This window comes from Sphingopyxis sp. LC81, assembly GCF_000756375.1.
Taxonomy (GTDB): Bacteria; Pseudomonadota; Alphaproteobacteria; order Sphingomonadales; family Sphingomonadaceae; genus Sphingopyxis.
This window is the reverse complement of sequence record NZ_JNFD01000036.1, coordinates 76,946-98,621: the sequence shown is the minus strand read 5'-3', so window position 1 is coordinate 98,621 and position 21,676 is coordinate 76,946. Positions and strand designations below refer to the sequence as shown.

The window sequence follows — 21,676 nt, the reverse complement described above, 5'->3', positions numbered from 1 at the left end:
AATTTAGGGTGAAATAGGGAATCTAACCCCCATTTACCGCAAAAAGACCTCCGAATTGGGTAAATACCGGTCCCACGGCGCACAGCGGCACCGCGAGACATGCTTCGATCGGGGTAAATTAGGGCGGATACGCCCGACTCAGGCGGCGCGGGCGCGAATCCAGAGCGGATGCAGAAAGCTGTTTCCGGCACCGCGCCACAGACGGACCGAAAGCCATTCCATCGTGTCGGCCTGCCGCAGGTGATGTGCGCCCGGAACGAGCGGACGCCATAGCGGTGCAAAGAGCAGGTCGGCATCGCCCACCAGCCAGACCTCGCCCTGCCCTATCCGGCAATGCGCAACGCGGCGATCGGCATAGACACGGCACGCCTGCGGCAGGCGATCGAGGCGTCCCGCGCTGAACAGGCGAAGACGCGCACCGTCGACATCGACCGGCAACGCCATGCTCTCCTGCGCGGGCGCGGCGGCCAAGGTCACACCCCAATGGTCGAGCAGCGGCGTGAGCAGGCTCGTCACCGGCGCGTTGCGCGGATCGCCGAGCGGATGGCGCGCCGGCCAGCCCGATAGCGCATCGGCGAGTATGACCGCACGTCCGCCGCCGCGCACGAACGCGTCGATCGCGACCAGCTCCTGCGGCGCCAGCGCACGCGGATGCGCGATCAGCAGCGCCCCGCCCGGCGATGGCACATGATCGGCGAGGCTGTCGACGAGCGATATCGGCCCGGCTGCGATCAGCCGCGCGAGCGCCGGATCGTCATTCGTGCCTTCGGCAATCATCGCCGCGATGCTCGGGCTTGCAGACCAGCGCAGCGGCAGGCCGGTGAGCATGGTGGCGGCGGGCGCATCCGCCGAGGCCGACGCGGGCCGATAGAGGGCCGCCAGCAGCGCGTGCCCCGCCCCGAACCAGCCGGCCACGAGCAAAAATCCGGCGAGCCACGGCAGCAATTTGAACCGGCTGCGCCACTGGACGATCCGATCCGCAAGCCAGGCCGCGATGCCAGCCGATACGATCGCGAGGAGCAATTGCAACCCCGCCGCCGATCCGGCGAGCATGATGCCGAGCGAAGCCTGCGTTATCGCCAGAAGCGCGAGGGTGAGCAGGCACGCGCGACGCCGCATCGCGACGGGCTCGCCGCGCTGCCACCAGGCCAAAAGCAGCATCGGCGGCGCGAGCAACGGGACCGCGAGCGCCGGATCGATGCGGCCAAGCAGTGCCTGCCCGCCCGCAACCCAGGCCAGCGCAGCTATCGTGGCGGCAATTATAAAAGCGCGCAGCATGGGCCGGCGCGATGCCGCCGTCACTGGTTCGACTGGCGCGCGCGCTGAAGTGCGGGATCGGGCTCGAGGTCAGGCACGGTCGACGATGGTGGCGTCGCCTGCGGCACCTTCACCGGCGTCGCGGCATTTTCATCCTTCGACGAGGGCGACACCGCCTGGACGCCCAGTTCCTCGAGCGGCGCGCCGCTGGTTTTCTCCTCCTCTCCCGGCATCTTGATTTCGGCGGCAGCCGTCGCGTCTCCGGCCGCGCTTTCCCGGGCGCGATCGCCGATCAACCCGGCCATGCCGACGAGCAGCAGCACCGTGAGCACCCCGGCGATGCCGATCTGCAAGCGGCGCATCGTGTCGTTGACGGGCGCGGTGGCGGGTGGCGGCGGCGCCTCTTTGGGGGGCGAGGGTATTTCGATCCGCACGCTCATGCAGCTGTCTCCAGTCCTTTGCTCGCCAACCATTCGGGGTTGTAGAGCGTCGAGAGATAGCGAAACCCGCTGTCGCAGAGGATGGTTGCAATGCGCTTGCCCGGACCCAGCTGCCGCGCGAGCGCCATCGCGCCGGCGACGTTGATCCCCGACGACAGGCCGAGGCACAGCCCCTCTTCATCGAGCAGTTGGCGGACCACCGCGAGCCCCTCGGCATCCGAGATGCGGAACTGGGTGTCGATCGGCGCGCCGTCGAGGTTGGCGGTGATGCGGTTCTGACCGATCCCTTCGGCGACGCTGTTGCCTTCGGCGCGCAGTTCGCCGCACTGGTAGTAGTTATAGAGCCCCGCGCCATGCGGATCGGTGAGCGCGATGACGATGTCCGGATCATGCGCCTTCAGCCCCAGCCCGGTTCCCGCGATCGTGCCGCCGGTGCCCGCCGCGCAGGTGAAGCCGTCGATGCGGCCGTCCATCTGCTCCCATATTTCCTCGGCGGTGCCGAAGATGTGCGACTTGCGGTTGGCGATATTGTCGAACTGGTTGGCCCAGATCGCATTATCGGTTTCCTCGGCGATGCGGCGCGAGGTGTGGACGAAATGGCCGGGGTTGGCGAAGGGCGCGGGCGGCACGAGCACCAGCTCGGCACCCAAAGCGCGGATCGTCGCCATTTTCTCGGCGCTCTGGTTGTCGGGCATGACGATGATCGTCTTGTAGCCGAGCGCATTGCCGACGAGCGCCAGCCCGATGCCGGTGTTGCCTGCGGTCCCCTCGACGATCGTCCCGCCGGGACGCAAACTGCCGTTCGCCTCCGCATCGCGGACGATATAGAGCGCGGCGCGGTCCTTCACCGATCCGCCGGGGTTGGCATATTCGCACTTGCCCCAGATTTCGCAGCCGGTGGCTTCGCTCGGCCCCTTGAGCAGCACCAGCGGGGTGTTGCCGATGAGGTCGAGGCTGTTTGCAGCAATAGTCATGCGCATGATCTAGGGCGCCGCCCGCAGCCCCGCAAGACAGCTTCGCTTGCCCTGCCAATGTTCGGCCTTTGTCGACCAACGGGCATCGACGTCCGACGAACGACAGCCGGCCGTCACGTCAAGGGTTGCGATTGTAACAGTATATCATTACTGGGTGCGCCGACAGGTCGCCATAACAACAGGACTCTCCCCTCATGCGTTTGCTTTGCTCTGCCGGTTTTACCTTTGCCCTTTTCCTCGCCGCCCCCGCCTTTGCGCAAGACAGCACAGCAGCAAGCAGCGATGACGATGTGCACGCCGGCGGACCGATCGTCGTCACCGCACCCTATGTTCGCAGCCTCGACATTCTCGGCAATGTGTCGGTGCTCGAAGGCGACGAGCTGGCTCGCGATATCCGCGGCCAGATCGGCGACACGCTGACACGTCAGCCCGGCGTATCGGCCACGAGCTTTTCCCCCGGCGCTTCGCGCCCCGTCCTTCGCGGCTTTTCGGGCGAACGCGTGCGCGTTCTGACCGATGGCATCGGGTCGATCGACGCGTCGAACACCTCCGCCGACCATGCGGTCACCATCGACCCGCTGACCGTCGAGCGCATCGAAATCCTGCGCGGCCCCGCGGTGCTGCTGTTCGGCAGCCAGGCGATCGGCGGCGCGGTCAACATGTTCGACCGCCGCATTCCGAGGAAAGTCCCCGCCGACCATGTCCATATCGACGCGATCGGCGGCTATGCGACCGCGGCGAACGACCGCAACATCGGCAGCTCGATCGACGTCGCGCTGAGCCCGCAGATCGTCGCGCATCTCGACGGCAGCTGGCGCAAGACGGGCGACACGCGCAGCGGCGGCTTTGTCTATGCCCCCGATATTCGCGGCGACCTGCTCCACCTGGCCGAACATGCGGTCGAGGACGGGCATCTCGACGAAGCGGCCGAACTGACCGCACAGGCGGGCAAGCGCGGCAAGATCGACAACACACAGAGCGAAACCTGGACCGCCGGCGGCGGCATCTCGCTGATCAACGACGGCGGGCAGCTCGGCATTTCGATCGGTTATTACGACACCAATTATGGCGTGCCCGATCGCCCCAACACCGCGCATGATCATGGCGGCGAGGAAGAAGAAGGCGGCCATGAGCATGGCGAAGGCCCCGTCACCATCGGCCTGAAGCAGTGGCGCGCGGACCTGCGCGGCGAGGTCGAGCTGGGCGACGGCTTCTTCGACAAGCTGCGCATCCGTGCGGGCTTCGCCGATTACAAGCACACCGAGTTCGAAGGCGACGAGGTCGGCACCGTCTTCACCAACCAGGGCGTCGAAGGCCGGATCGAGCTGGCGCAGAACGACCGCGGCGGCTGGCGCGGCGCGAGCGGCGTGCAGTACAGCCACCGCGACTTCGATGCGGTCGGCGCCGAGGCATTCGTGCCGCGCAACCTGACCGACCAGTTCGCGCTTTTCACGCTGCAGGAATATACGATGGGCCCGCTCGGCCTCGAAGCCGCGGCGCGCTATGAAAAGACCAATGTGCGGGCGCAGACGCTGGGCTTCGAACGTAATTTCGACAGCTTCTCGGGCGCACTCGGCGCGACCTATGATATCTTCGAAGGCGCGAAATTCGGCGTTTCGGTATCGCGGGCGGTGCGGGCGCCGTCGGCCGAGGAACTGCTGTCGAACGGTCCGCACATCGCGACGCAGAGCTTCGAGCTTGGTGACCCGAACCTCAAGCGCGAATCCAACTGGGGCGCCGAAGCCTCATTCAAGATCAAAACCGACGCGTTCAACCTCAGCCTGACCGGCTATTCGAACTGGTTCGACAATTTCATCTATTCTGCCGCTACCGGAGCGGAAGAGGACGAGCTGCCCGTCTTCCAGTATTTCCAGCGCGACGCGCGCGTCTATGGCTTCGAGGCCGAAGCGAGCGCGCGGCTGGCGCAGATCGGCGGGTTCAACATCGTCGGCGACGTCACCGCCGACATGACGCGCGCGAAGATCAAGAATGCTGGCCTCGACCGCAACGTGCCCCGCATCCCCGCGCTCCGCGTGCTGGGGGGCCTCGAGGCGCAAGGCGAACGCGTCGATGCGCGCGTCGAGGTCGAATGGACCGACGACCAGACGCGCGTCGCGCAGTTCGAGACGCCGACCGACGGCTTCACTTTGGTCAACGCCTCGATCAGCTGGCGCCCACTTCCCGATACGAAGAATCTGACGCTGAGCCTGTCGGCGAACAATATCTTCGACGTCGAAGCACGCCGCCACGCGAGCTTTACCAAGGATTATGTGCCACTGGCCGGACGCGATTTCCGGCTGACAGCCCGGGCGAGCTTCTAACCCCTCTCTCCGCTCGTCCCGAGGGCCGGGTCCGGTTCAGCCGGATCCGGCCCGTTCGGATTCAGAAGGCGAGTTGCTTGCGCTTGTTCCAGTAGATCGAGGTCGCGGCGGCATAGGCGCCGACCTTTTCCCATGCGACGCCGTCGACCTTTTCGATGTCGACGCCGCTTTCGATATAGGCCTGGACGATCTTCATGATCTGATCCTCGGTCATGTCGCCCGACAGATCGGGGTTCGCGCCGCCGGGACCGAAATCGAGCGCCTTGTCGACGACCACACTCGCCAGACCAAGTTTTGCGATGTCGCCCATCAGCCATTCGCGCGAAATGCGCGCAAGGCTGTAGTCGAAATAAACGGCCTTTTGTTCGGCCGTGATGCCATGGCGCGTCACGCAATCGTCGGCAACCGCGCCCAGCTGTTTGAACAGCGCCTCGCGCGATGCTTCGTCGCCGCCACCCGCCATCGCGGCGCCGATCGAGTTCCTGGTGCCATCAGTAACCGATGTGACGACGCAATCGAACTTCTCGCCTTCCTGCGCCCGGACGGCGCCCGGCAGCATCGCCAAAGCCAGCGCAACGCCCGCGATCAGACCCTTATGCATCGACGAATCCTTCCGCCCTTTAGGTGCGACCCGTCAGGACAGCATGGCCATCCCGCCGTTCACATGCAACGTCTGACCGGTGACATAGCCCGCTTCCTTCGACGCCAGATAGACGACGGCGGCAGCGATATCGTCGCCAGCACCCATCCGGCCGGCCGGAATGCGCTGGTTGAGCGCTTCCTTCTGCGCGTCGGGCAGGTCGTCGGTCATCGCGGTGGCGATAAAGCCCGGTGCGACACAGTTTGCGGTGACGCCGCGACTTGCGAGTTCCTGCGCCAGCGCCTTGGTCATGCCGGTGACGCCCGCCTTCGACGCGGCATAATTGGCCTGCCCCGGATTGCCCGTCGCACCGACGACGCTGGTGACCGAAATGATGCGCCCGAACCGCGCCTTCATCATCGGCTTCGCGGCCGCGCGCGCGAGGCGGAAATTGGCCTCGAGGTTGATGCGGATGACGTCCATCCACTCCTCGTCCTTCATGCGCATGATCAGGTTGTCGCGCGTCACGCCGGCATTGTTGACGAGGATATCGAGCTGACCGAGCGCCTCGACCGCCGAGGGGACGAGCGCATCGACCGCGGCGGCATCGCCGAGATTGCACGGCAACGCGACATGATCGCCGCCGAGCGTGTCGCGAAAGGCGTTCAGCTTGTCGGCGTTGGAACCCGACACCGCGAGCCGCGCACCCTGCGCCGCGAGCGCCTGCGCTATGGCCGAACCGATGCCGCCCGAAGCGCCGGTGACAAGGGCGGTCATGCCGGTGAGATCGAACATATTTAGTCTCCTGAAATCTGAATCTTAGAGCGTCTTGAGCAACGCTTCGATGTCGTCCATCGAGATGACGCTGACCGTTTCGACCTCTTCGCTCGCGCTGCGCTTGACCATCGGCGAGAGGACCTTGCCGCCAAATTCGACGAACTGGCCGACGCCGATGCTCTCCATCGCGCCGACGCTTTCGCGCCAGCGGACGCGGCCGGTGACTTGCTGGACGAGCAGGTCGCGGATCGTGTCGGCATCGCTGACCGGGCTGGCGGTGACATTGGCGACGACGGGCACGAACGGCGCCGCGGGCGGATTTGCGCCAAGCGCTTCGGCCATCGCGTCGGCCGCGGGCTGCATCAACGGACAATGGAAGGGCGCCGAGACGGGCAGCAGCAGCCCGCGCTTGATGCCGAAATCCTTGACCAGCGCGACCGCCCGCTCGATCGCGCCCTTGTGGCCCGAGATCACGACCTGCGTCGGGTCGTTATCGTTCGCGACGGTGCAGACTTCGCCTTCGGCCGCGGCATCGGCCAGTTTCTGCGCCGATTCGATATCGGCGCCGATCAGCGCGGCCATCGCGCCGACGCCGACGGGCACCGCCGCCTGCATCGCCTGCCCGCGCGTCTTGAGGAGGCGCGCGGTGGTCGCGAGGTCGAACGCGCCCGCGGCGCACAGCGCACTATATTCGCCAAGGCTGTGGCCCGCGACATAATCGGCCTTGGCCGACAGCGTGACGCCGCCTTCCTTTTCGAGCACGCGCAGCGTCGCGATGGCGTTGGCCATGATCGCCGGCTGCGCGTTTTCGGTGAGCATCAAATCTTCCGCCGGCCCTTCGCTCATCAGCTGGAACAGCTTTTGGCCGAGCGCGTCGTCGACCTCCTGAAACACTTCGCGCGCGACCGGCGAAGCGTCCGACAATGCCTTGCCCATGCCGACGGCCTGGCTGCCCTGACCCGGAAAAATAAATGCGCGCATGATGCGTCCCCTGCGGTGATATTCGTTACCGCGCGCCTATTCCTTCACCCCGCGCGATGCAAGCCGAAGGGCACGACCTTGTTCGCCGCGTCGTGGCCGATGTCCGCGCGGCCGAGCCAGGGGATGCTGGCCCGATGGCACCAATCGCGGGCGATCTCGTCGGCCTCCATCCCGAACGGGCGGTCGTTCTCGGGAATGTCGCCGACGCGCCCCAGCCGCAACCCCGCCAGCCCGCGCGGGCCCAGATAGGTCGCGACGTGAAAGAAGGCGCGGTCAAAGGCGTAAAGATATTCGCTCACCTCCTCGACCAGCACGACATGGCCCGAAAGATCGGGTTCGAGCGGGGTGCCGAGCAGCATCGACAGCGTCATCAGGTTGAACGCCGCATGGCGCGCGCCGTGCTGCAGGCCCGGCTCGCACGCCGCCGGATCGCGCGCAACGAGCCAGTCGAGCGCACGCAGCACCGCCGCCTCGCCGCCTTCGCGGCGGATGTCGGCAACCATCGGGCCGTGTGCGACATGGTCGAACCCCTCGCGATAGAGCGCGCCGAGCAGATTGCCCTGATCCGAATAGCCGAGGAACGCCTTGGCCCGCGCCGCGTCGGTCATCGCCGCGACCGCATCCTCGGCGATCCGGCATGCACCATAGCCGCCGCGCGCGAACCAAACCGCGTCGATGTCGGGGCGGTTCGCCATTTCGACAAGCGCGGCGAAGCGGTGGCCGTCCTCGCCGGCGAAATGGCCGTGGACGGCGAAGCATTGCGGGTCAAAGACGAGTTCGACGTCGGGGTAGCCGAGACTGGCGAGCGCGCGCACCGCCTCCGCATCGTCGGGCAGGATCGGGGTCGACGGGGCAACAATGCCGATACGCATGGACTGGCTGATTCCTCGATCCGCCCGGTACGAGCGGTTATTGCGGCGGGTGCGGTTGCAAAGCCTTCGTCAAAGCCATATCGCGCCGCGATGGCCGAAAACAAATCCTATTTCTTCTGCGGCATCGGCGGGTCGGGGATGCTGCCGCTCGCGATGATCGTCGCGGCGCGCGGCGACGCGGTTTCGGGGTCCGATCGCAGCCGCGACCAGGGCCGGACGCGCGAAAAATTCGCGTGGCTGGAACAGCAGGGCATCGCCTTTTTCCCGCAGGACGGCAGCGGGCCCCAAGCCGGCCAGATTCTCGTCGCCTCGGCGGCGATCGAGGACAGCGTTCCCGATATCGCCGCGGCCAATGCGCTCGGCCTGCCGCGGATGACGCGCGCCGATCTGAATGCCGCCTTGTTCAACGCGGCCGACAACGCGATCGGCGTCGGCGGGACGAGCGGCAAGTCGACCGTCACCGGGATGATCGGCTGGATCCTCGAAAGTGCGGGCCGGAAACCCACCGTGATGAACGGCGCGGTGATGCGCAATTTTTCGGGCGACGACAGGCCCTTTGCCAGCGCGCTGGTGGGTGACGCCGCGATCTATGTCAGCGAAGTCGACGAAAGCGACGGATCGATCGCGCTCTACCGGCCCGATGTCGCGGTGATCACCAACATCAGCCTCGATCACAAAAGCCTCGCCGAACTGCACCAGCTCTTCGGCGATTTTGCCGCGAAAGCCCGCGTCGCTGTGGTCAACGCCGATGATGCCGAGTCCGCCCCGCTGCGGTCGGAGCACAATGTCGTGACCTTTGGCTTCGACGACGCGGCGACGATCCGCGGCAGCGATTTCGAAGCGCTGCCCGACGGCTGCCGCTTCGCCGTCCATGCCGATGGCACCGCCTATCGGGTCAAGCTTCGCATGCCCGGCCGCCACAATGCCGCCAACGCGCTCGCCGCCATCGCCGCCACCCACGCGGCGGGCACGACCGTCGCACAGGCGGTCGAGGCGCTGGCGGACTTCGCCGGCCTTGCGCGCCGCTACGAGGTGCTCGGACAAGCGAATGACGTGACCGTGATCGACGATTTCGCGCACAACCCCGACAAGGTGGCCGCAACGCTGGCGGCCGTCGCCGAACTGCCCGGCCGCGCTTTGCTCTTCTTCCAGCCGCACGGCTATGGCCCGCTGCGCCAGATGGGCAAGGAACTGGCGGCGAGCTTCGCGGCCGGTATGCGCCCCGATGACCGGCTGTTCGTCTGCGACCCCGTCTATTTCGGCGGCACGGTCGACCGCAGCATCGGCAGCGAGGCGTTGGTCGCCGACATCGTCGCTGGTGGCGCTGATGCGGTGCACCTGACCACCCGCGCGGCATGCGGCGCCGCGATGCTCGACGAGGCCAAAGCGGGCGACCGCATCCTCATCCTCGGCGCGCGCGACGACACGCTCACCGAATTCGGGCGCGAACTGTTGGAAAAGCTGGCCGTCCGCGCTTGATTTCTTCTCGCGAATCTGTATAGGCGCGCTCATTCGGGGCGAGGCCACGTTGCCATCGCCCCGTTTGCTTTGCACCAATCCGTAAAGCTTGACGACAGCCGGAGGGGTTTCGCGATTGGCGCGGAACCAGCGATCGGCCAAATCGAAGGAAGCGCATCATGCCGTTTTACGAGCATGTTTTTATCGCGCGTCAGGACCTGAGCCAGGCTCAGGTCGACGCGCTGGCGGAAACCGTCACCAACGTCATCGGCGAATATAAGGGCACGGTTCACAAGACCGAGACCTGGGGCCTCAAGCAGCTCGCCTACAAGATCCAGAAGAACCGCAAGGGTCATTATGTGATGCTGTCGGCCGAAGTGTCGGGCGAAGCGATCGCAGAGATCGAGCGTCAGGCTGCGATCAACGAAGATATCATCCGCTGGCTCACCATCAAGGTCGACGAACTCGAAAAGGGTCCGTCGGTGATGATGCGCAAGCAGGAACGTCGTGGCGGCCGCGGCCGTGACCGCGACGGCGAAGAATAAGGATAACGACCATGGCACGACCCTTTTTCCGCCGCCGCAAGACCTGCCCCTTCAGCCAGAAGGACGCACCGGTCATCGATTACAAGGACGTCCGTCTGCTCCAGGGTTACCTGTCGGAGCGTGGCAAGATCGTCCCGTCGCGGATCACCGCGGTGTCCACCAAGAAGCAGCGTGAGCTGGCAAAAGCGATCAAGCGCTCGCGCCACATCGGCCTGCTCCCCTACATTGTGAAGTAAGGAGGGCTGACCGATGGAAATCATCCTGCTCGAACGCATCGAGAAACTGGGCGGTATCGGCGACGTCGTCACCGTCAAGAACGGCTTTGCCCGTAACTACCTGCTGCCGAACAACAAGGCGCTTCGTGCGAACGACGCCAACAAGAAGCTGTTCGAAGCGAACCGCGGCAAGATCGAAGCCGATAACGCCGAACGTCGCACCGACGCCGAGGGCCGCGCCAGCGGCATCAACGGCAAGCAGATCGTCCTGATCCGTCAGGCATCGAACACCGGCCAGCTTTATGGTTCGGTTTCGGTCCGTGACATCGTCGACGCGCTCGCCGAAGACGGCGTCGAAGGCATTGGCAAATCGATGGTCGAACTGGAACGTCCGATCAAGTCGCTCGGCCTGGTCGACGTCAAGGTCAAGCTGCACCCCGAAGTCGTCGTGACTGTCGGCGTCAACGTCGCACGTTCGCCCGACGAAGCCGAAATGCAGAAGCAGGGCATCGACGTCATCGCGGCGATGTTCGAGGAAGAACAGGCCGAGGCAGTCGCCACGGCACTGGAACCCGACAGCGAAGACGAATTCGAAGACGCAACGCCGCCTTCGGAACTCGCTCCCGAAGCTGCTGCGGACGAAGCCGAAGAAGCTTAAGCTTCTTCTGGCCAAAGCCTTTTGAAAGGGCCGCGTTTCCGAAAGGGAGCGCGGCCCTTTTCTTATGGCCCGCCCTTTCCTATGGCTCGGCGATGGCCGATGATCCTTTCCAGCGCCGCTTTGCCACCGATGCGAGCCTGCTGCCGCATATGGTGGACCTTGCGAACGACCGACTGCTGATCGCATTACTGACCGAGGCCGATTATCGCGCCGCAAGCTTCCTCGACCAGCGACTGCTCACCGATCGCATCGGGCGCGAGTGGATGGCTTGGGACGCCCTGCCCGACCTGGGTGCCGCGGCGCCTGCGCCGCACTTCATCTTCCATATCGGCCATGTCGGATCGACGCTCGTGTCGCGTCTCTTGGCCGAGGCGAGCGACGTGCTGCCGCTGCGCGAGCCGATGTTGCTCCGCACATTGGCGCAGGTCGCCGAGCGGATCGACCGGCCCGAGTCGGTCTGGTCGCCCGAACTTTACCGCGGGCGCCTTGCCCAAGCGGTCGGATGGCTGGGCCGCGGTTTTGCTCCCGGCCAGCGTGCGATGGTGAAGGCATCGAGCGTGATCACAGCGATCGCCGACCACCTGACGGGCGGCGATGGCCGCGCGCTGTTCCTCTACGTCCCGCTCGCACGCTACATCGAGACGATCCTGGCCGGCGAGGCGTCGATGGCCGAGACGCTGGCGCAAGCCCCGGCACGCATGGCGCGCCTAGCCGCGCTGCTGCCCGATTTCCCGTTCGCATTGTGGCAGTTGCCGCCGGTGACGCGCGTCGCGATGAGCTGGCTTTGCGAGATGGCGACGGCACAGCGGACCTTGCCGCGCAGCGATCCGCGGCATCTGTGGGCCGATTTCGAGGCGGTGCTGGCCGATCCCGCCGCCGCACTCGCCGCGCAGTGCGGGCATTTTGGGCTTTCGGTCGATGCTGCGCGGATCGACGCCGCGCTCGCCGGCCCCGTCATGCGCCAATATTCAAAGGCGCCCGAGCATGGCTACAGCCCCGATCTGCGCCGCGAGTTGCAGGCGCAGGCCGCCGCCGAGAATGCGCCGGCCATCGCCGAGGCGATCGCGTGGGTTGAAGCGCTCGCCGCACGCTATACAAGCCTCGGCGACCTGCCGATCCACGGCGACCAGGAAAGCGTATAATGTTCAAGCTCGTCCAGCTGCTCGACGATGGCGCGGTCCGCGCGCTGCGCGAGATTGCCGCCAGTGGCAAGTTCGTCGACGGAAAGATCAGCAACCCGCATTCGAAAGTGAAGAACAACCTGCAACTTCACGACGCGGGCGCCTATGAACGCTCGTCGAAGATATTGCTCGATGCGATGGTGCAGAACCCCGATTTCATGGAGTTCTCCTTTCCCGCGCGGATCGCGCCGCCGTTGATGACGCGGTACACGCCGGGGATGCATTATGGGCTGCACCCCGATGCCGCCTATATACCGTTGCCCGACGGCCAGCTGCGCACCGACGTCAGCTGCACTATCTTCCTGAACGATCCCGCCGATTATGACGGCGGCGCGCTACATGTGCAGCTCGGCAATGCCGATCTGCGCTTCAAGGAAGCGCCAGGGGTCGCGGTTGTCTATCCCTCGCACACGCTGCACGAGGTCGAACCGGTGACGCGCGGCGAGCGGCTCGTCGCAATCACCTTCATCCAGAGCCTGATCCCCGACGTCGCGCACCGGAATTTGATGTACGAACTGAACGAGATTGCCGCGATCGAGGGCAGCAAAATGGAACCCGCGAACTTCACGCGGCTGCAGGCGGTCCAGTATCAGCTGCTGCGGATGTGGCGGCGCTAAGCCCGCCCGCCCATCAATAGCCCATCAGGCTCAGCACTTCCTTGCGGCTGCTTTGGTCCTCGAGGAAACAGCCGAGCAGGCGGCTCGTCACCATGCCAACGCCCGGGGTACGCACGCCGCGCCCGGTCATGCAGCCATGCTGCGCATCGATGACGACCGCGACGCCGTGCGGCTGGAGATTGTCCCAGATGCATTTCGCGACCTCGGCGGTCAGGCGCTCCTGCACCTGCAGCCGCCGCGAAAAGCCGTTGAGCACGCGGGCCAGCTTCGAAATGCCGACGACACGGTCGCGCGGCAGGTAAGCGATCGAGGCCTTGCCCGTGATCGGCGCCATATGATGCTCGCAATGCGACTGGAACGGAATGTCGCGCAGCAGAACGATCTCGTCATACCCGCCAACCTCCTGGAAGGTGCGCGACAGGTGGAGCGCCGGATCGTCGGCATAGCCCGAACAATATTCCTTCCACGCGCGCGCGACGCGGCGCGGCGTGTCGAGCAGTCCCTCGCGCGCCGGATCGTCGCCTGCCCACTCGATCAGCGTGCGCACGGCATCTGCGACATGGTCGGGGACCACCACCTTGCCGTCCGGTCCCAACTCTTGTCCGTTGTCGCTCATCGCCCCGCTTTCACTGTTGCCTTCATGTCGCACATTTCGGGGCGAATGCGACGATAAGCAAGGGCCGGCGAAGAAGAAATTGTCCTCTCCCATCAACTTTACGTTGCGGAATCTTGGCTTTTTCACTTTTCCAAGACGCGCGGTTTCGCGTCCTTTTTTGGGCCGAACAAGTCACTTGACGCTTTCGTCAACTCGGCGCACCTTTAAGTCATACAGAACTCGCTCAAGCGGGTCGTATTCCGGAGAGGCCGGCGTTTTTCCCCGACGCCGGTGGGAGAGGACGATGACCAGCACAGCTGGCAAGTGGGATTCACGAGGGCACATGGTCGTTCTGGCCCGGTGCCCTTTGCCATGTCTGGTCGCTTCCCCTCCCCTTACCACAATTTGACGTTGGGCGGCCCCGCATCGCGCGGGATCGAAAAAGGGAGGCTATAGATGAAGTTCAAGGCACTGATCGGAACCTCGATCCTTGCGATGACGGTGGCGACGCCGGCATTTGCGCAGGACGCGGCGGATGAAGTGGAACGCGATGCTTTCGGCGGCGAAATCGTCGTCACGGCGCAGCGCCAGTCGGAACGTCTGCAGGACGTGCCGATCGCGGTCAGCGCCTTCTCGACCGAGGCGCTCGAAGCACAGCAGATCAAGACGCCGTCCGATCTTCAGCTGACCCTGCCCAACGTCACCTTCACCAAGACCAATTTCACCGGCGCGAGCTTCACGATCCGCGGCATCGGCGACCTTTGCGTCGGCACGACCTGCGACAGTGCGACCGCGATCCACCTGAACGGCGACCCGCTGTTTTCGACCCGCCTGTTCGAAACCGAATTCTTCGACCTCGAACGCGTCGAAGTGCTGCGCGGCCCGCAGGGCACGCTGTTCGGTCGCAACGCGACGTCGGGCGTGGTCAACGTGATCACCGCCAAGCCGAAACTGGGAACATTCGAAGCCGCCGCCGAAGCCGAATATGGAAATTATGAGTCCATGAAGGGCAAGGCGATGGTCAACATCCCGCTCGGCGACACGATGGGCATTCGCGTTGCGGGCATTTACCTCAACCGCGACGGCTATACGAAGAACGCCTTCCTCGACACGCGCATCGACGACCGCGACTTGTACTCGGTCCGCGGCTCGTTCCGCTGGGAGCCCAGCGAAGACACGACGATCGACCTGCTGGCATCCTATTTCCACGAAAAGGACAAGCGCACGCGCATCCAGAAACAGCTTTGCCAGCGCGACCCGACCGGCATCCTTGGCTGTTTGAACAGCCGCCTCGACAATTCGCCCTTCAACGGCAACGCGACCTTCACCGCGGCGCTAACCTCGCGCGAATTCCTGGCGATCCGCGGCATCCCGCAAGCGTTTGCGCTCGGCAGCCTTTATGGCCCCGACGTTTATGCCAACACGACGATCCCGTCGGATCCCCGCGAGGTGAATACCGCTTACACGCCGAGCTATTTCACCAGCGAACTGACGCTGCAGGGCCAGATCGAGCATAATTTCGGTCCGGTGTCGCTGCAGGTGTCGGGCCAGTATCAGAAGGTCAAGCTCGACGCATCGCAGGACTATAACAGCAATATCGGCAACCGCGCGCTCTATGCCACGGGTCTCGCGACACTGCAGGCTGCGGCGAACGGCGCGCTGGGCGCCGGCCTCGCGCCCTATTTCCGGCCCGTCGCCGCGGCGATCATCCCCAATGGCCCCACCGGCCAGCTTTGCACGTCGCTGGCGGAAGAAAGCGGCTACGGCAGCTTTGGCGGCAACAAAATCTGTAGCGACCAGTCGCTGCAATTCGACCGGTCGAACCAGTATAACAGCAGCTGGTCGGTCGAAAGCATCCTGTCGAGCGACCTTGACGGGCCGTTCAACTTCCTGGTCGGCGGGATCTATGCCGATTACCATCTGACCGAGAACAGCTATTATGTGAACGCCTTCCCGATCGATTATCTGACGGGGGTTCTCGGCGCGTTCACGGCGGCGACCAACCCGCCGGCCGCCGGTGGCCCGCTGCCGCCGTCGTTCCTTGCCACACCCTTCTTCCGTAACAACACCGACGACCTGAATATCAAGTCATGGGGACTGTTCGGCGAAGCTTATTTCGAGTTCAGCGACCGGCTGAAGCTGACGGCGGGGCTGCGGTACAACAACGACAAGAAGAGTGTGTCGGCGCGTTCGACGCTGGCGAGCTTCCTCGCACCGCACGCGGGAACAACCGACACCGTCTTCGGTTCGCCGTTCGTCGGATCATTCGACGCCGATCCGGGCACGCCGGGCAACCAGATCATTCAGGAGCGCAGCGTCAAATTCAACAAGCTAACGGGCCGCGCGGTGCTCGATTTCAAGGTAACCGACGACAATCTGCTCTACGCTTCCTATTCGCGCGGTTACAAATCGGGCGGTATCAACCCGCCGCTCCAGCCGATTTTCGCGGTGCCCGAATCGTTCAAGCCCGAACAGGTCGACGCCTTCGAAATCGGGTCGAAGAACAGCTTCGACAATGGCGCGCTCCAGCTGAACCTGACGGCCTTCTACTATAAGTATAAGGATCTGCAGCTCAGCAAGATCGTTGCCCGTACCGCGGTGAACGACAATGTCAGCGCCGACATCTACGGCTTCGAAGCCGAAGCCATCGTTCGCCCCGACCCCGATCTGGTCGTCAACCTCGGCTTCAGCTACCTGCATAGCAAGGTGTCCGAAGACAAACTCACGAGCAACCCGCGCGACTTTGGCGGCGGCCGCTCCGATGCGGTGATCATCAAGGATATCACCAACGCCGCCAACTGCGCCGTCGCATCGCGCTCGGGCAATGTCGCGGGGGTCAACGCCTTTGTGAACGGGGTCCAGCAGGTCATCAACGGCGGCTTCGTCCCGGGTGTACAGGCGGGCGCGAACCTTCGGCCGACCACCGCTTTCCCGGCCGACGGCGGTATCGCTTCGACCGGAGCCTTCAGCATTTGCGGGGTCATGGAAGCGGCCGCGGCCGGCGCCTTTGCCGCCGCGGGGCTGAATCCGACCGCGTTCGGCGGGATCGAATATTTCTCCGCCGGCGTTCCGGTCAATATCAAGGGCAACCAGCTGCCGCAGGCGCCGAACTATAAGTTCAGCGCGGGCATCCAGCATACGATGCGGCTGGGCGACGGCGACATGACACTCGTCCCGCGCGTCGACATGGCCTACACCGGCGAAAGCTATGGCAGCATCTTCAACGGCAATGTGAACCGGATCAAGGGCTATGCCCAGGTCAACGCCCAGGTGCAGCTGAACGGCGCCGACGACAAATGGTATGTGAGGGGGTTCATCCAGAACATCTTCGACGCCAACAGCGTCACGGGCCTCTACATCACCGACCAGTCGTCGGGTAACTACACCAATATCTTCACCCTCGAACCGCGCCGCTATGGCATCGCGGCCGGGGTGAAATTCTAAAGCACGGGCGGCAACGCCAACAAAAAAACCCCGGCCTCTCGATCGAGAGGCCGGGGTTTCTTTTTATCTTCCGTGTGATGGCCGGGAAGCGAGGAGCCCCCGGCCCTGCTCACGATCAGAATTTGTAGCGGATGGTGCCACCATAGGTGCGCGGCTGGCTCGGGTAACCCGAGACGCTGCCCGCCTGTGCGACCGCCGGGAAGACCGTCGTCAGATATTGCGCGTTGGTGAGGTTGCGGCCCCACACGCCCACGTCGATGCCGTTGGTCAGCCGGATCGTGAACGACGCGTTGAGCGAGTTGACCTCGCGCTTCAGGTTTTGCGCGACCAGCAGCCCTTGCGCCTGCGTCGGGAAGCCGCCCATGCCTTCGACGATCTGAACCGGGCTTTCATACGCATAGTCGACGTGCGCGATCGCCTTCGTCCCGCCCGCGAATTCATGCGTATAGGTGCCACCGAGCGACAGCGACAGTTCGGGGATACCCGCGGGCGTGCTGCCCGAGATGTCGCCGAATGCCGAATTGACGAAGCTGTCATATTTGGCGTCGAGATAGGTCGCCGCGAGCGTCAGGTTGAGGCCGGCGACCGGACGCACCGAGCCGTCGAACTCGATCCCGAACGTCGACTGCTTGCCGGCATTCGCGAGCGCAAAGCCGGTGCCGGTGAAGATGTTCGACTGGAAGCCCTTGATCGACTGCTTGAACACCGCGACGTTCACCGCCGCAACGTCCCACTGGCCCTTCAGGCCGAACTCATAGACGGTCGATTCTTCAGGATTGGCGAAGCGCGAACCCGCCACAAGGTTCGGGGTACGCAGACCCGCGGCGGTAATCGCCGCAAGATCCGAAGCAAGCGGGCGGCTGTCGCGCGACAGGTTGACCGAGCTCGCCTTGAAGCCCGTCGCATAGGTCGCATAAATGTTGACCGTGTCGGTGAGCTCATAAGCGGCGCGGACGCTGTACGAGAAGTCGCCGTCGTTGGTCTTGCCGCTTTCGACCGCGTTCGGAACGTTGAGGAAGGGCGGCAGGAACTGGAACGCCTTCAACCCGTTGAGCGGGTTCGCCGCGGGGTTGTTCTGATTGGCGTTGGCATTCGCCTGCGCGCCCGCGGAAATGGCAGCGAAGGCGGCCGGATTGGCGCCGGCGAAAGCACCGATTTCAGCCGCCGTAGCCGGCCGGCCAAGACCCAACTGCGTGCCGATGGCCTGCGCCCGACCGCCCTGGAAGAGCAGCTGGTTGCGGAACGGCGCGTATGCGGCGGCGTCGAGGTTGATGCCCGAGAAGACATCGCTGCTGACGACGTCAGTCGAGAAGCGCTTGCGGTCCTTCGTGTAGTTGCCACCGAGGGTCAGCGTCAGGCGATCGGTGACTTCGAAATCGACGGTGCCGAAGATCGAGAAGGCCTCGTTCTTCATCTGATAATCTTCGTCGAGCCCGTTACCCGCGCGGAAGAAGGTGCCGAGATATTTCGCCGGATTGCCTTCGAGCGCGCCGAACGTACCTTCGAGCAGGCCGACGTTGAGCGCATTGCCGCTCGCCGCCCGGATCAGCGCGTCGCCATAGGGGCGGAAGTGCTGGCCGAACTTGATCGCGCTCTGCTGGTCGACCTTTTCGTTGAAATAATAGCCGCCGATCAGGAAGTTGAGCGGGCCGTCGAAGTCCGAGGTCAGACGAACTTCCTGCGTAAAGGTGTCGATGCCGACATTGTCGCTCTTCTCGCCGATCAGGTCGGCGCTGGTGAAGTCCGAATCCTGGTTCGTGTCGGCCTGCACTTTGCGGTACGCGGTGATCGAGGTCAGCGCGAGGTTGCCGAGGTCATAGTCGATCTGCGCCGAACCGCCGTAATTCTTGATCTTATTCGACGACAGGAAGTTGTTGTAGACGTCGTACGAGAAGGGGTCGTTCGCATCGACGCTGGGGCCGCCGGCGAGCGCGTTGGTGATCGCGACGGTCGGGCCGGCGATGACATTGCCCGCGATGCAGCAATTTTCGTCGATCTTGTCATAGTCGCCGATCAGGCGGATCGACAGCGCGTCGGTCGGTTCGAACAAAAGCTGGCCGCGAACGCCCCAGCGATTGCGGTCGTTGACGTCGGTGTCGAGCTTCAGATCCTGCGCATAGCCGTCGCGGCGGTTGTAGCTGCCGCCGAGCGAGAAGGCGATGGTTTCGCTGATCGGGCCGGTGACGTCGCCCTTGACGGTGATCGCGTTGTAATTGCCATAGGTAACTTCGGCCGAGCCGCCGAATTCATACTGCGGCTTTTGCGTGACGATGCTGATGACGCCCGCCGACGCGTTCTTGCCGAACAAAGTCGACTGCGGGCCGCGCAGCACTTCGATGCGCTCGACGTTCGGAAGATCGCCGATCTGGGCGGCCGAGCGCGAGCGATAGACGCCGTCGATGAACACGCCGACCGACGGTTCGATGCCGGCATTGTTCGCACCGTTGCCGAAGCCGCGGATGATGAAATTGGTGTTGGCGCTCGACTGGAGCTGCGAGACGCGCAGGCTGGGGACCGACGATTGCAGGTCGATGAGGTCGCGGATCTGCGATTCTTCAAGTTGTGCCGCGGACGTCACCGAGACCGCGACCGGCGTGTCCTGCAGCGTCTGCGAACGCTTGCTGGCGGTGACGATGATGTCGTTGCCATAATCGGTGTCATCGGCCGTCGTTCCGGCGCCGGCCGGCGCGGCATCCTGGGCAAAGGCATAGACGGGGGTGGTGGCGGCGCACAGCACGGTGGCGCCCAACAGAATGTTGCGCAAAGTCATGGTCAGTCTCTCTCTCCAAACCCACCGAAGCGCAGCCAAAGGCTTATCGGGAGATGCCCGGTGGTAAACACCCGGTCTAACGCCCGCCCCGGCAGCGTCAACGCGCGCACGCGCGAAACGGCCGATTTTCCGTGAATTCGTGACTAAAAAGCAACAGTTTACGTTACGGCGAACGTCCGAGTTGGTTACAGTTATGTGTCAAATGCGAAACGTGTATTAGGCAATCTGCCAAATAGCTCAGCCCCGGAAGACGAAGGACAAGCGATGCGGGCACAGACCCGGCCGAGCCCGAACACGCTGATCAAAACACTGCTGCTGGCATTCGGCCTGGCCTTTGAGCTTCCCGGCATCGCCGCGCGGATCGCCATGCTGGGACTGTCCCCGCCCCTCCTGCTCTACGCCGGCCTCTACGGCGGCCTGATCGCTTGCCTGTGGGGCGCGGCCTTCATCCGCCGGCCATTGCTGCGCTGGGGCTGGGCCGTGGTGTTTGCGCTCGCCACAATCTTCGTCGGCAGCTTTCAGGATGCCACGGCCGATGCCATGAGCTACGACGCCTTCGTCACCATGGTCCATTCGGCAGGCTTCGCCGACGATGCCGTCGCGCAATATGGCGCGTCGATCGCATGGGCCGCCGCCGGTGCATTCTTCCTCTTTGTCGGCGTCGGGCTGAAACCCGGCGCCCGGCGCCCCCTGCCCAACTTCGCTGCGGCGCTCGCGCCGCTGGCGGGGCTCACGATGCTAACCATCCTGCTGTTCGTGCGCGGGGGCGAAGGTGGCCGCGGGCTGCCGAACGCCTGGGTCGGAACCGCCTATTCGGCGCTCGCGGCATTCGAAGCCGCAACGCAGTCGTCGACGACGCGCCAACCGGTGACCATCGCGCATCGCCCGGAGCCGAAACAGGGCGACATCATCCTGATCGTCGACGAAAGCATCGCCGGCCGATACCTCGACATCAACGATACCGCGGGCGTGCGATCCGGGCTGACATCGCCGCCGCCCGGCATCGCCGTCAGCAATTTCGGGCTCGCCGCGTCGATCGCCAATTGCAGTTTCGGAAGCAATCTGACGCTTCGCTACGGCGGGACACGCGACGCCTATCACCGGATCAATGCCACGATGCCGTCGATCTTCGCTTATGCGAAGCACGCCGGCTTCGCGACGATCTACATCGACGCGCAGCGAACCGGCGGCGCCTATCAGAACGGCATGGACGATACCGAGCGGCGGCACATCGATCATATCGTCCAGTTTGACGATATACCCGTCGTCGACCGCGACATGGCGGCGGCGGATGCACTGATCGCGGCGCTGGGCAACGACCGGCGCGAATTCATCCTCGTCAACAAGATGGGCGCGCATTTCCCTGTCGCCGACAAATATCCCGACAGCGGCCATATCTTCAGCCCCGCACTGCCGCGCGACGAATCCCAGGTCGTGACCGAAACCCAGCTTCCCGAAAATCTGTACAGCGGTGCCGAAAGCTGGCGCCTCTATCGCAACGCCTATCGCAACACGGTCGCATGGACGGTGGGCGGCTTCTTCGACCGATTGTTCGCCGACACCCGGCTCGACGGCGCGCTGATCATCTATACGTCCGATCACGGACAGAATCTGCACGAGCGCGGCGATTCGGGAACGACAACTCATTGCAGCCCGTCGCCCGCCGGCGAGGAGGGCGCGGTGCCCCTCGCCATCATCGGCGCGCCCGGCCGCTGGGACGCCGCCGCGAAGCGTCATTTCGATGCCTCAAGCCATTATCGCATCTTTCCGACGCTGCTGAATGCGATGGGCTATGATCGCGCGGCGGTGCGCCGCGAATATGGCGACGCGCTCGACTCCCCCGCCCCCGATCCGGCGACGTTCAACAGCCTCTTCAACGCACGGCTGGGGCGCAAGCCGATATGGGTCAAGGTGGAGCGCGCATCGGTGGCCCGGCCGCCGGTTGGCGATTATGCCGTGCGCCAAAACGGCGCCGCACCGCGATGACACGC

Annotated in this window: 18 protein-coding genes; 9 read left to right on the top strand and 9 right to left on the bottom strand. The window is 64.5% G+C overall.

Annotated features, from left to right (window positions below; genetic code table 11):
• Positions 1-138: 138 nt before the first annotated feature.
• From FG91_RS17720 to FG91_RS17710, 3 genes are read right to left on the bottom strand one after another with little or no spacing between them, the layout of a single operon-like run.
• A complete protein-coding gene (locus tag FG91_RS17720; RefSeq protein ID WP_037517602.1) occupies positions 139-1,278 on the bottom strand; it encodes a Gldg family protein in 1,140 nt (379 codons plus the stop codon).
• 20 nt (positions 1,279-1,298) lie between these two features.
• Positions 1,299-1,697 (bottom strand): hypothetical protein, encoded by a 399-nt coding sequence (locus FG91_RS17715; RefSeq protein WP_037517600.1) that lies wholly within the window; start codon positions 1,695-1,697, stop codon positions 1,299-1,301.
• Positions 1,694-2,671 carry a cysteine synthase A gene (locus tag FG91_RS17710; protein ID WP_037517680.1) on the bottom strand — a complete coding sequence of 326 codons (978 nt, stop codon included), beginning with the start codon at positions 2,669-2,671 and terminating at the stop codon, positions 1,694-1,696. Before FG91_RS17710 ends, FG91_RS17715 begins: the two co-directional genes overlap by 4 nt.
• A gap of 194 nt (positions 2,672-2,865) precedes the next feature.
• Between FG91_RS17710 and FG91_RS17705 the strand changes: the two genes are divergently transcribed.
• Positions 2,866-4,992 (top strand): TonB-dependent receptor, encoded by a 2,127-nt coding sequence (locus FG91_RS17705; RefSeq protein WP_037517598.1) that lies wholly within the window; start codon positions 2,866-2,868, stop codon positions 4,990-4,992.
• A gap of 61 nt (positions 4,993-5,053) precedes the next feature.
• Here the strand turns inward: FG91_RS17705 and FG91_RS17700 are convergent, their stop codons facing one another.
• From FG91_RS17700 to FG91_RS17685, 4 genes are read right to left on the bottom strand one after another with little or no spacing between them, the layout of a single operon-like run.
• Complete coding sequence (locus tag FG91_RS17700; RefSeq protein ID WP_037517595.1) at positions 5,054-5,593, bottom strand: hypothetical protein; 540 nt, start codon at positions 5,591-5,593, stop codon at positions 5,054-5,056.
• 33 nt (positions 5,594-5,626) lie between these two features.
• Positions 5,627-6,367: a 3-oxoacyl-[acyl-carrier-protein] reductase gene (fabG, locus tag FG91_RS17695; protein ID WP_037517594.1), complete on the bottom strand. Its 741-nt coding sequence runs from the start codon at positions 6,365-6,367 to the stop codon at positions 5,627-5,629.
• A 24-nt stretch (positions 6,368-6,391) separates the two neighbouring features.
• On the bottom strand, positions 6,392-7,330 hold the full coding sequence (fabD, locus tag FG91_RS17690; protein ID WP_037517593.1) for an ACP S-malonyltransferase: 939 nt from the start codon (positions 7,328-7,330) through the stop codon (positions 6,392-6,394).
• A 44-nt stretch (positions 7,331-7,374) separates the two neighbouring features.
• Complete coding sequence (locus tag FG91_RS17685; protein ID WP_037517590.1) at positions 7,375-8,202, bottom strand: LD-carboxypeptidase; 828 nt, start codon at positions 8,200-8,202, stop codon at positions 7,375-7,377.
• A gap of 90 nt (positions 8,203-8,292) precedes the next feature.
• Here FG91_RS17685 and FG91_RS17680 point away from each other — a divergent pair, with 90 nt between their 5' ends.
• From FG91_RS17680 to FG91_RS17655, 6 genes are all read left to right on the top strand, one after another.
• Entirely contained in the window at positions 8,293-9,681 is a 1,389-nt protein-coding gene (locus FG91_RS17680) for a Mur ligase family protein (protein WP_037517588.1), read from the top strand.
• A gap of 158 nt (positions 9,682-9,839) precedes the next feature.
• Positions 9,840-10,205, top strand: coding sequence for a 30S ribosomal protein S6 (gene rpsF / locus FG91_RS17675; RefSeq protein ID WP_037517585.1), 366 nt, complete (start codon positions 9,840-9,842; stop codon positions 10,203-10,205).
• 11 nt (positions 10,206-10,216) lie between these two features.
• Positions 10,217-10,441 (top strand): 30S ribosomal protein S18, encoded by a 225-nt coding sequence (gene rpsR / locus FG91_RS17670; protein WP_037517582.1) that lies wholly within the window; start codon positions 10,217-10,219, stop codon positions 10,439-10,441.
• A 13-nt stretch (positions 10,442-10,454) separates the two neighbouring features.
• Complete coding sequence (rplI, locus tag FG91_RS17665) at positions 10,455-11,078, top strand: 50S ribosomal protein L9 (RefSeq protein ID WP_037517578.1); 624 nt, start codon at positions 10,455-10,457, stop codon at positions 11,076-11,078.
• 92 nt (positions 11,079-11,170) lie between these two features.
• Positions 11,171-12,220: a hypothetical protein gene (locus tag FG91_RS17660; RefSeq protein ID WP_037517576.1), complete on the top strand. Its 1,050-nt coding sequence runs from the start codon at positions 11,171-11,173 to the stop codon at positions 12,218-12,220.
• Positions 12,220-12,876, top strand: coding sequence for a Fe2+-dependent dioxygenase (locus tag FG91_RS17655; RefSeq protein WP_037517574.1), 657 nt, complete (start codon positions 12,220-12,222; stop codon positions 12,874-12,876). The genes FG91_RS17660 and FG91_RS17655 overlap by 1 nt, the downstream gene beginning before the upstream one ends.
• Positions 12,877-12,889: 13 nt before the next feature.
• On the opposite strand, the gene folE is transcribed toward FG91_RS17655, so the two are convergent.
• Entirely contained in the window at positions 12,890-13,492 is a 603-nt protein-coding gene (gene folE / locus FG91_RS17650) for a GTP cyclohydrolase I FolE (protein WP_037517572.1), read from the bottom strand.
• A 435-nt stretch (positions 13,493-13,927) separates the two neighbouring features.
• On the opposite strand from folE, the gene FG91_RS17645 reads away from it, so the two are divergent.
• A complete protein-coding gene (locus FG91_RS17645; RefSeq protein ID WP_037517570.1) occupies positions 13,928-16,915 on the top strand; it encodes a TonB-dependent receptor in 2,988 nt (995 codons plus the stop codon).
• Positions 16,916-17,030: 115 nt separating this feature from the next.
• Here the strand turns inward: FG91_RS17645 and FG91_RS17640 are convergent, their stop codons facing one another.
• Positions 17,031-19,685: a TonB-dependent receptor gene (locus tag FG91_RS17640; protein WP_037517568.1), complete on the bottom strand. Its 2,655-nt coding sequence runs from the start codon at positions 19,683-19,685 to the stop codon at positions 17,031-17,033.
• A gap of 264 nt (positions 19,686-19,949) precedes the next feature.
• Here FG91_RS17640 and FG91_RS17635 point away from each other — a divergent pair, with 264 nt between their 5' ends.
• Positions 19,950-21,671, top strand: coding sequence for a sulfatase-like hydrolase/transferase (locus FG91_RS17635; protein ID WP_052187839.1), 1,722 nt, complete (start codon positions 19,950-19,952; stop codon positions 21,669-21,671).
• Positions 21,672-21,676: the final 5 nt, after the last annotated feature.

What these genes read in the sequence shown, in the direction of transcription:
- FG91_RS17710 (WP_037517680.1), bottom strand. Translation starts at nt 2,671, where the DNA reads ATGACTATTGCTGCAAACAGCCTCGACCTCATCGGCAACACCCCGCTG.
- FG91_RS17715 (WP_037517600.1), bottom strand. Translation starts at nt 1,697, where the DNA reads ATGAGCGTGCGGATCGAAATACCCTCGCCCCCCAAAGAGGCGCCGCCG.
- FG91_RS17680 (WP_037517588.1), top strand. Translation starts at nt 8,293, where the DNA reads ATGGCCGAAAACAAATCCTATTTCTTCTGCGGCATCGGCGGGTCGGGG.
- fabD (WP_037517593.1), bottom strand. Translation starts at nt 7,330, where the DNA reads ATGCGCGCATTTATTTTTCCGGGTCAGGGCAGCCAGGCCGTCGGCATG.
- FG91_RS17720 (WP_037517602.1), bottom strand. Translation starts at nt 1,278, where the DNA reads ATGCTGCGCGCTTTTATAATTGCCGCCACGATAGCTGCGCTGGCCTGG.
- rpsF (WP_037517585.1), top strand. Translation starts at nt 9,840, where the DNA reads ATGCCGTTTTACGAGCATGTTTTTATCGCGCGTCAGGACCTGAGCCAG.
- FG91_RS17660 (WP_037517576.1), top strand. Translation starts at nt 11,171, where the DNA reads ATGGCCGATGATCCTTTCCAGCGCCGCTTTGCCACCGATGCGAGCCTG.
- FG91_RS17645 (WP_037517570.1), top strand. Translation starts at nt 13,928, where the DNA reads ATGAAGTTCAAGGCACTGATCGGAACCTCGATCCTTGCGATGACGGTG.
- FG91_RS17640 (WP_037517568.1), bottom strand. Translation starts at nt 19,685, where the DNA reads ATGACTTTGCGCAACATTCTGTTGGGCGCCACCGTGCTGTGCGCCGCC.
- FG91_RS17685 (WP_037517590.1), bottom strand. Translation starts at nt 8,202, where the DNA reads ATGCGTATCGGCATTGTTGCCCCGTCGACCCCGATCCTGCCCGACGAT.
- FG91_RS17705 (WP_037517598.1), top strand. Translation starts at nt 2,866, where the DNA reads ATGCGTTTGCTTTGCTCTGCCGGTTTTACCTTTGCCCTTTTCCTCGCC.
- FG91_RS17700 (WP_037517595.1), bottom strand. Translation starts at nt 5,593, where the DNA reads ATGCATAAGGGTCTGATCGCGGGCGTTGCGCTGGCTTTGGCGATGCTG.
- FG91_RS17655 (WP_037517574.1), top strand. Translation starts at nt 12,220, where the DNA reads ATGTTCAAGCTCGTCCAGCTGCTCGACGATGGCGCGGTCCGCGCGCTG.
- folE (WP_037517572.1), bottom strand. Translation starts at nt 13,492, where the DNA reads ATGAGCGACAACGGACAAGAGTTGGGACCGGACGGCAAGGTGGTGGTC.
- FG91_RS17635 (WP_052187839.1), top strand. Translation starts at nt 19,950, where the DNA reads ATGCGGGCACAGACCCGGCCGAGCCCGAACACGCTGATCAAAACACTG.
- rplI (WP_037517578.1), top strand. Translation starts at nt 10,455, where the DNA reads ATGGAAATCATCCTGCTCGAACGCATCGAGAAACTGGGCGGTATCGGC.
- fabG (WP_037517594.1), bottom strand. Translation starts at nt 6,367, where the DNA reads ATGTTCGATCTCACCGGCATGACCGCCCTTGTCACCGGCGCTTCGGGC.
- rpsR (WP_037517582.1), top strand. Translation starts at nt 10,217, where the DNA reads ATGGCACGACCCTTTTTCCGCCGCCGCAAGACCTGCCCCTTCAGCCAG.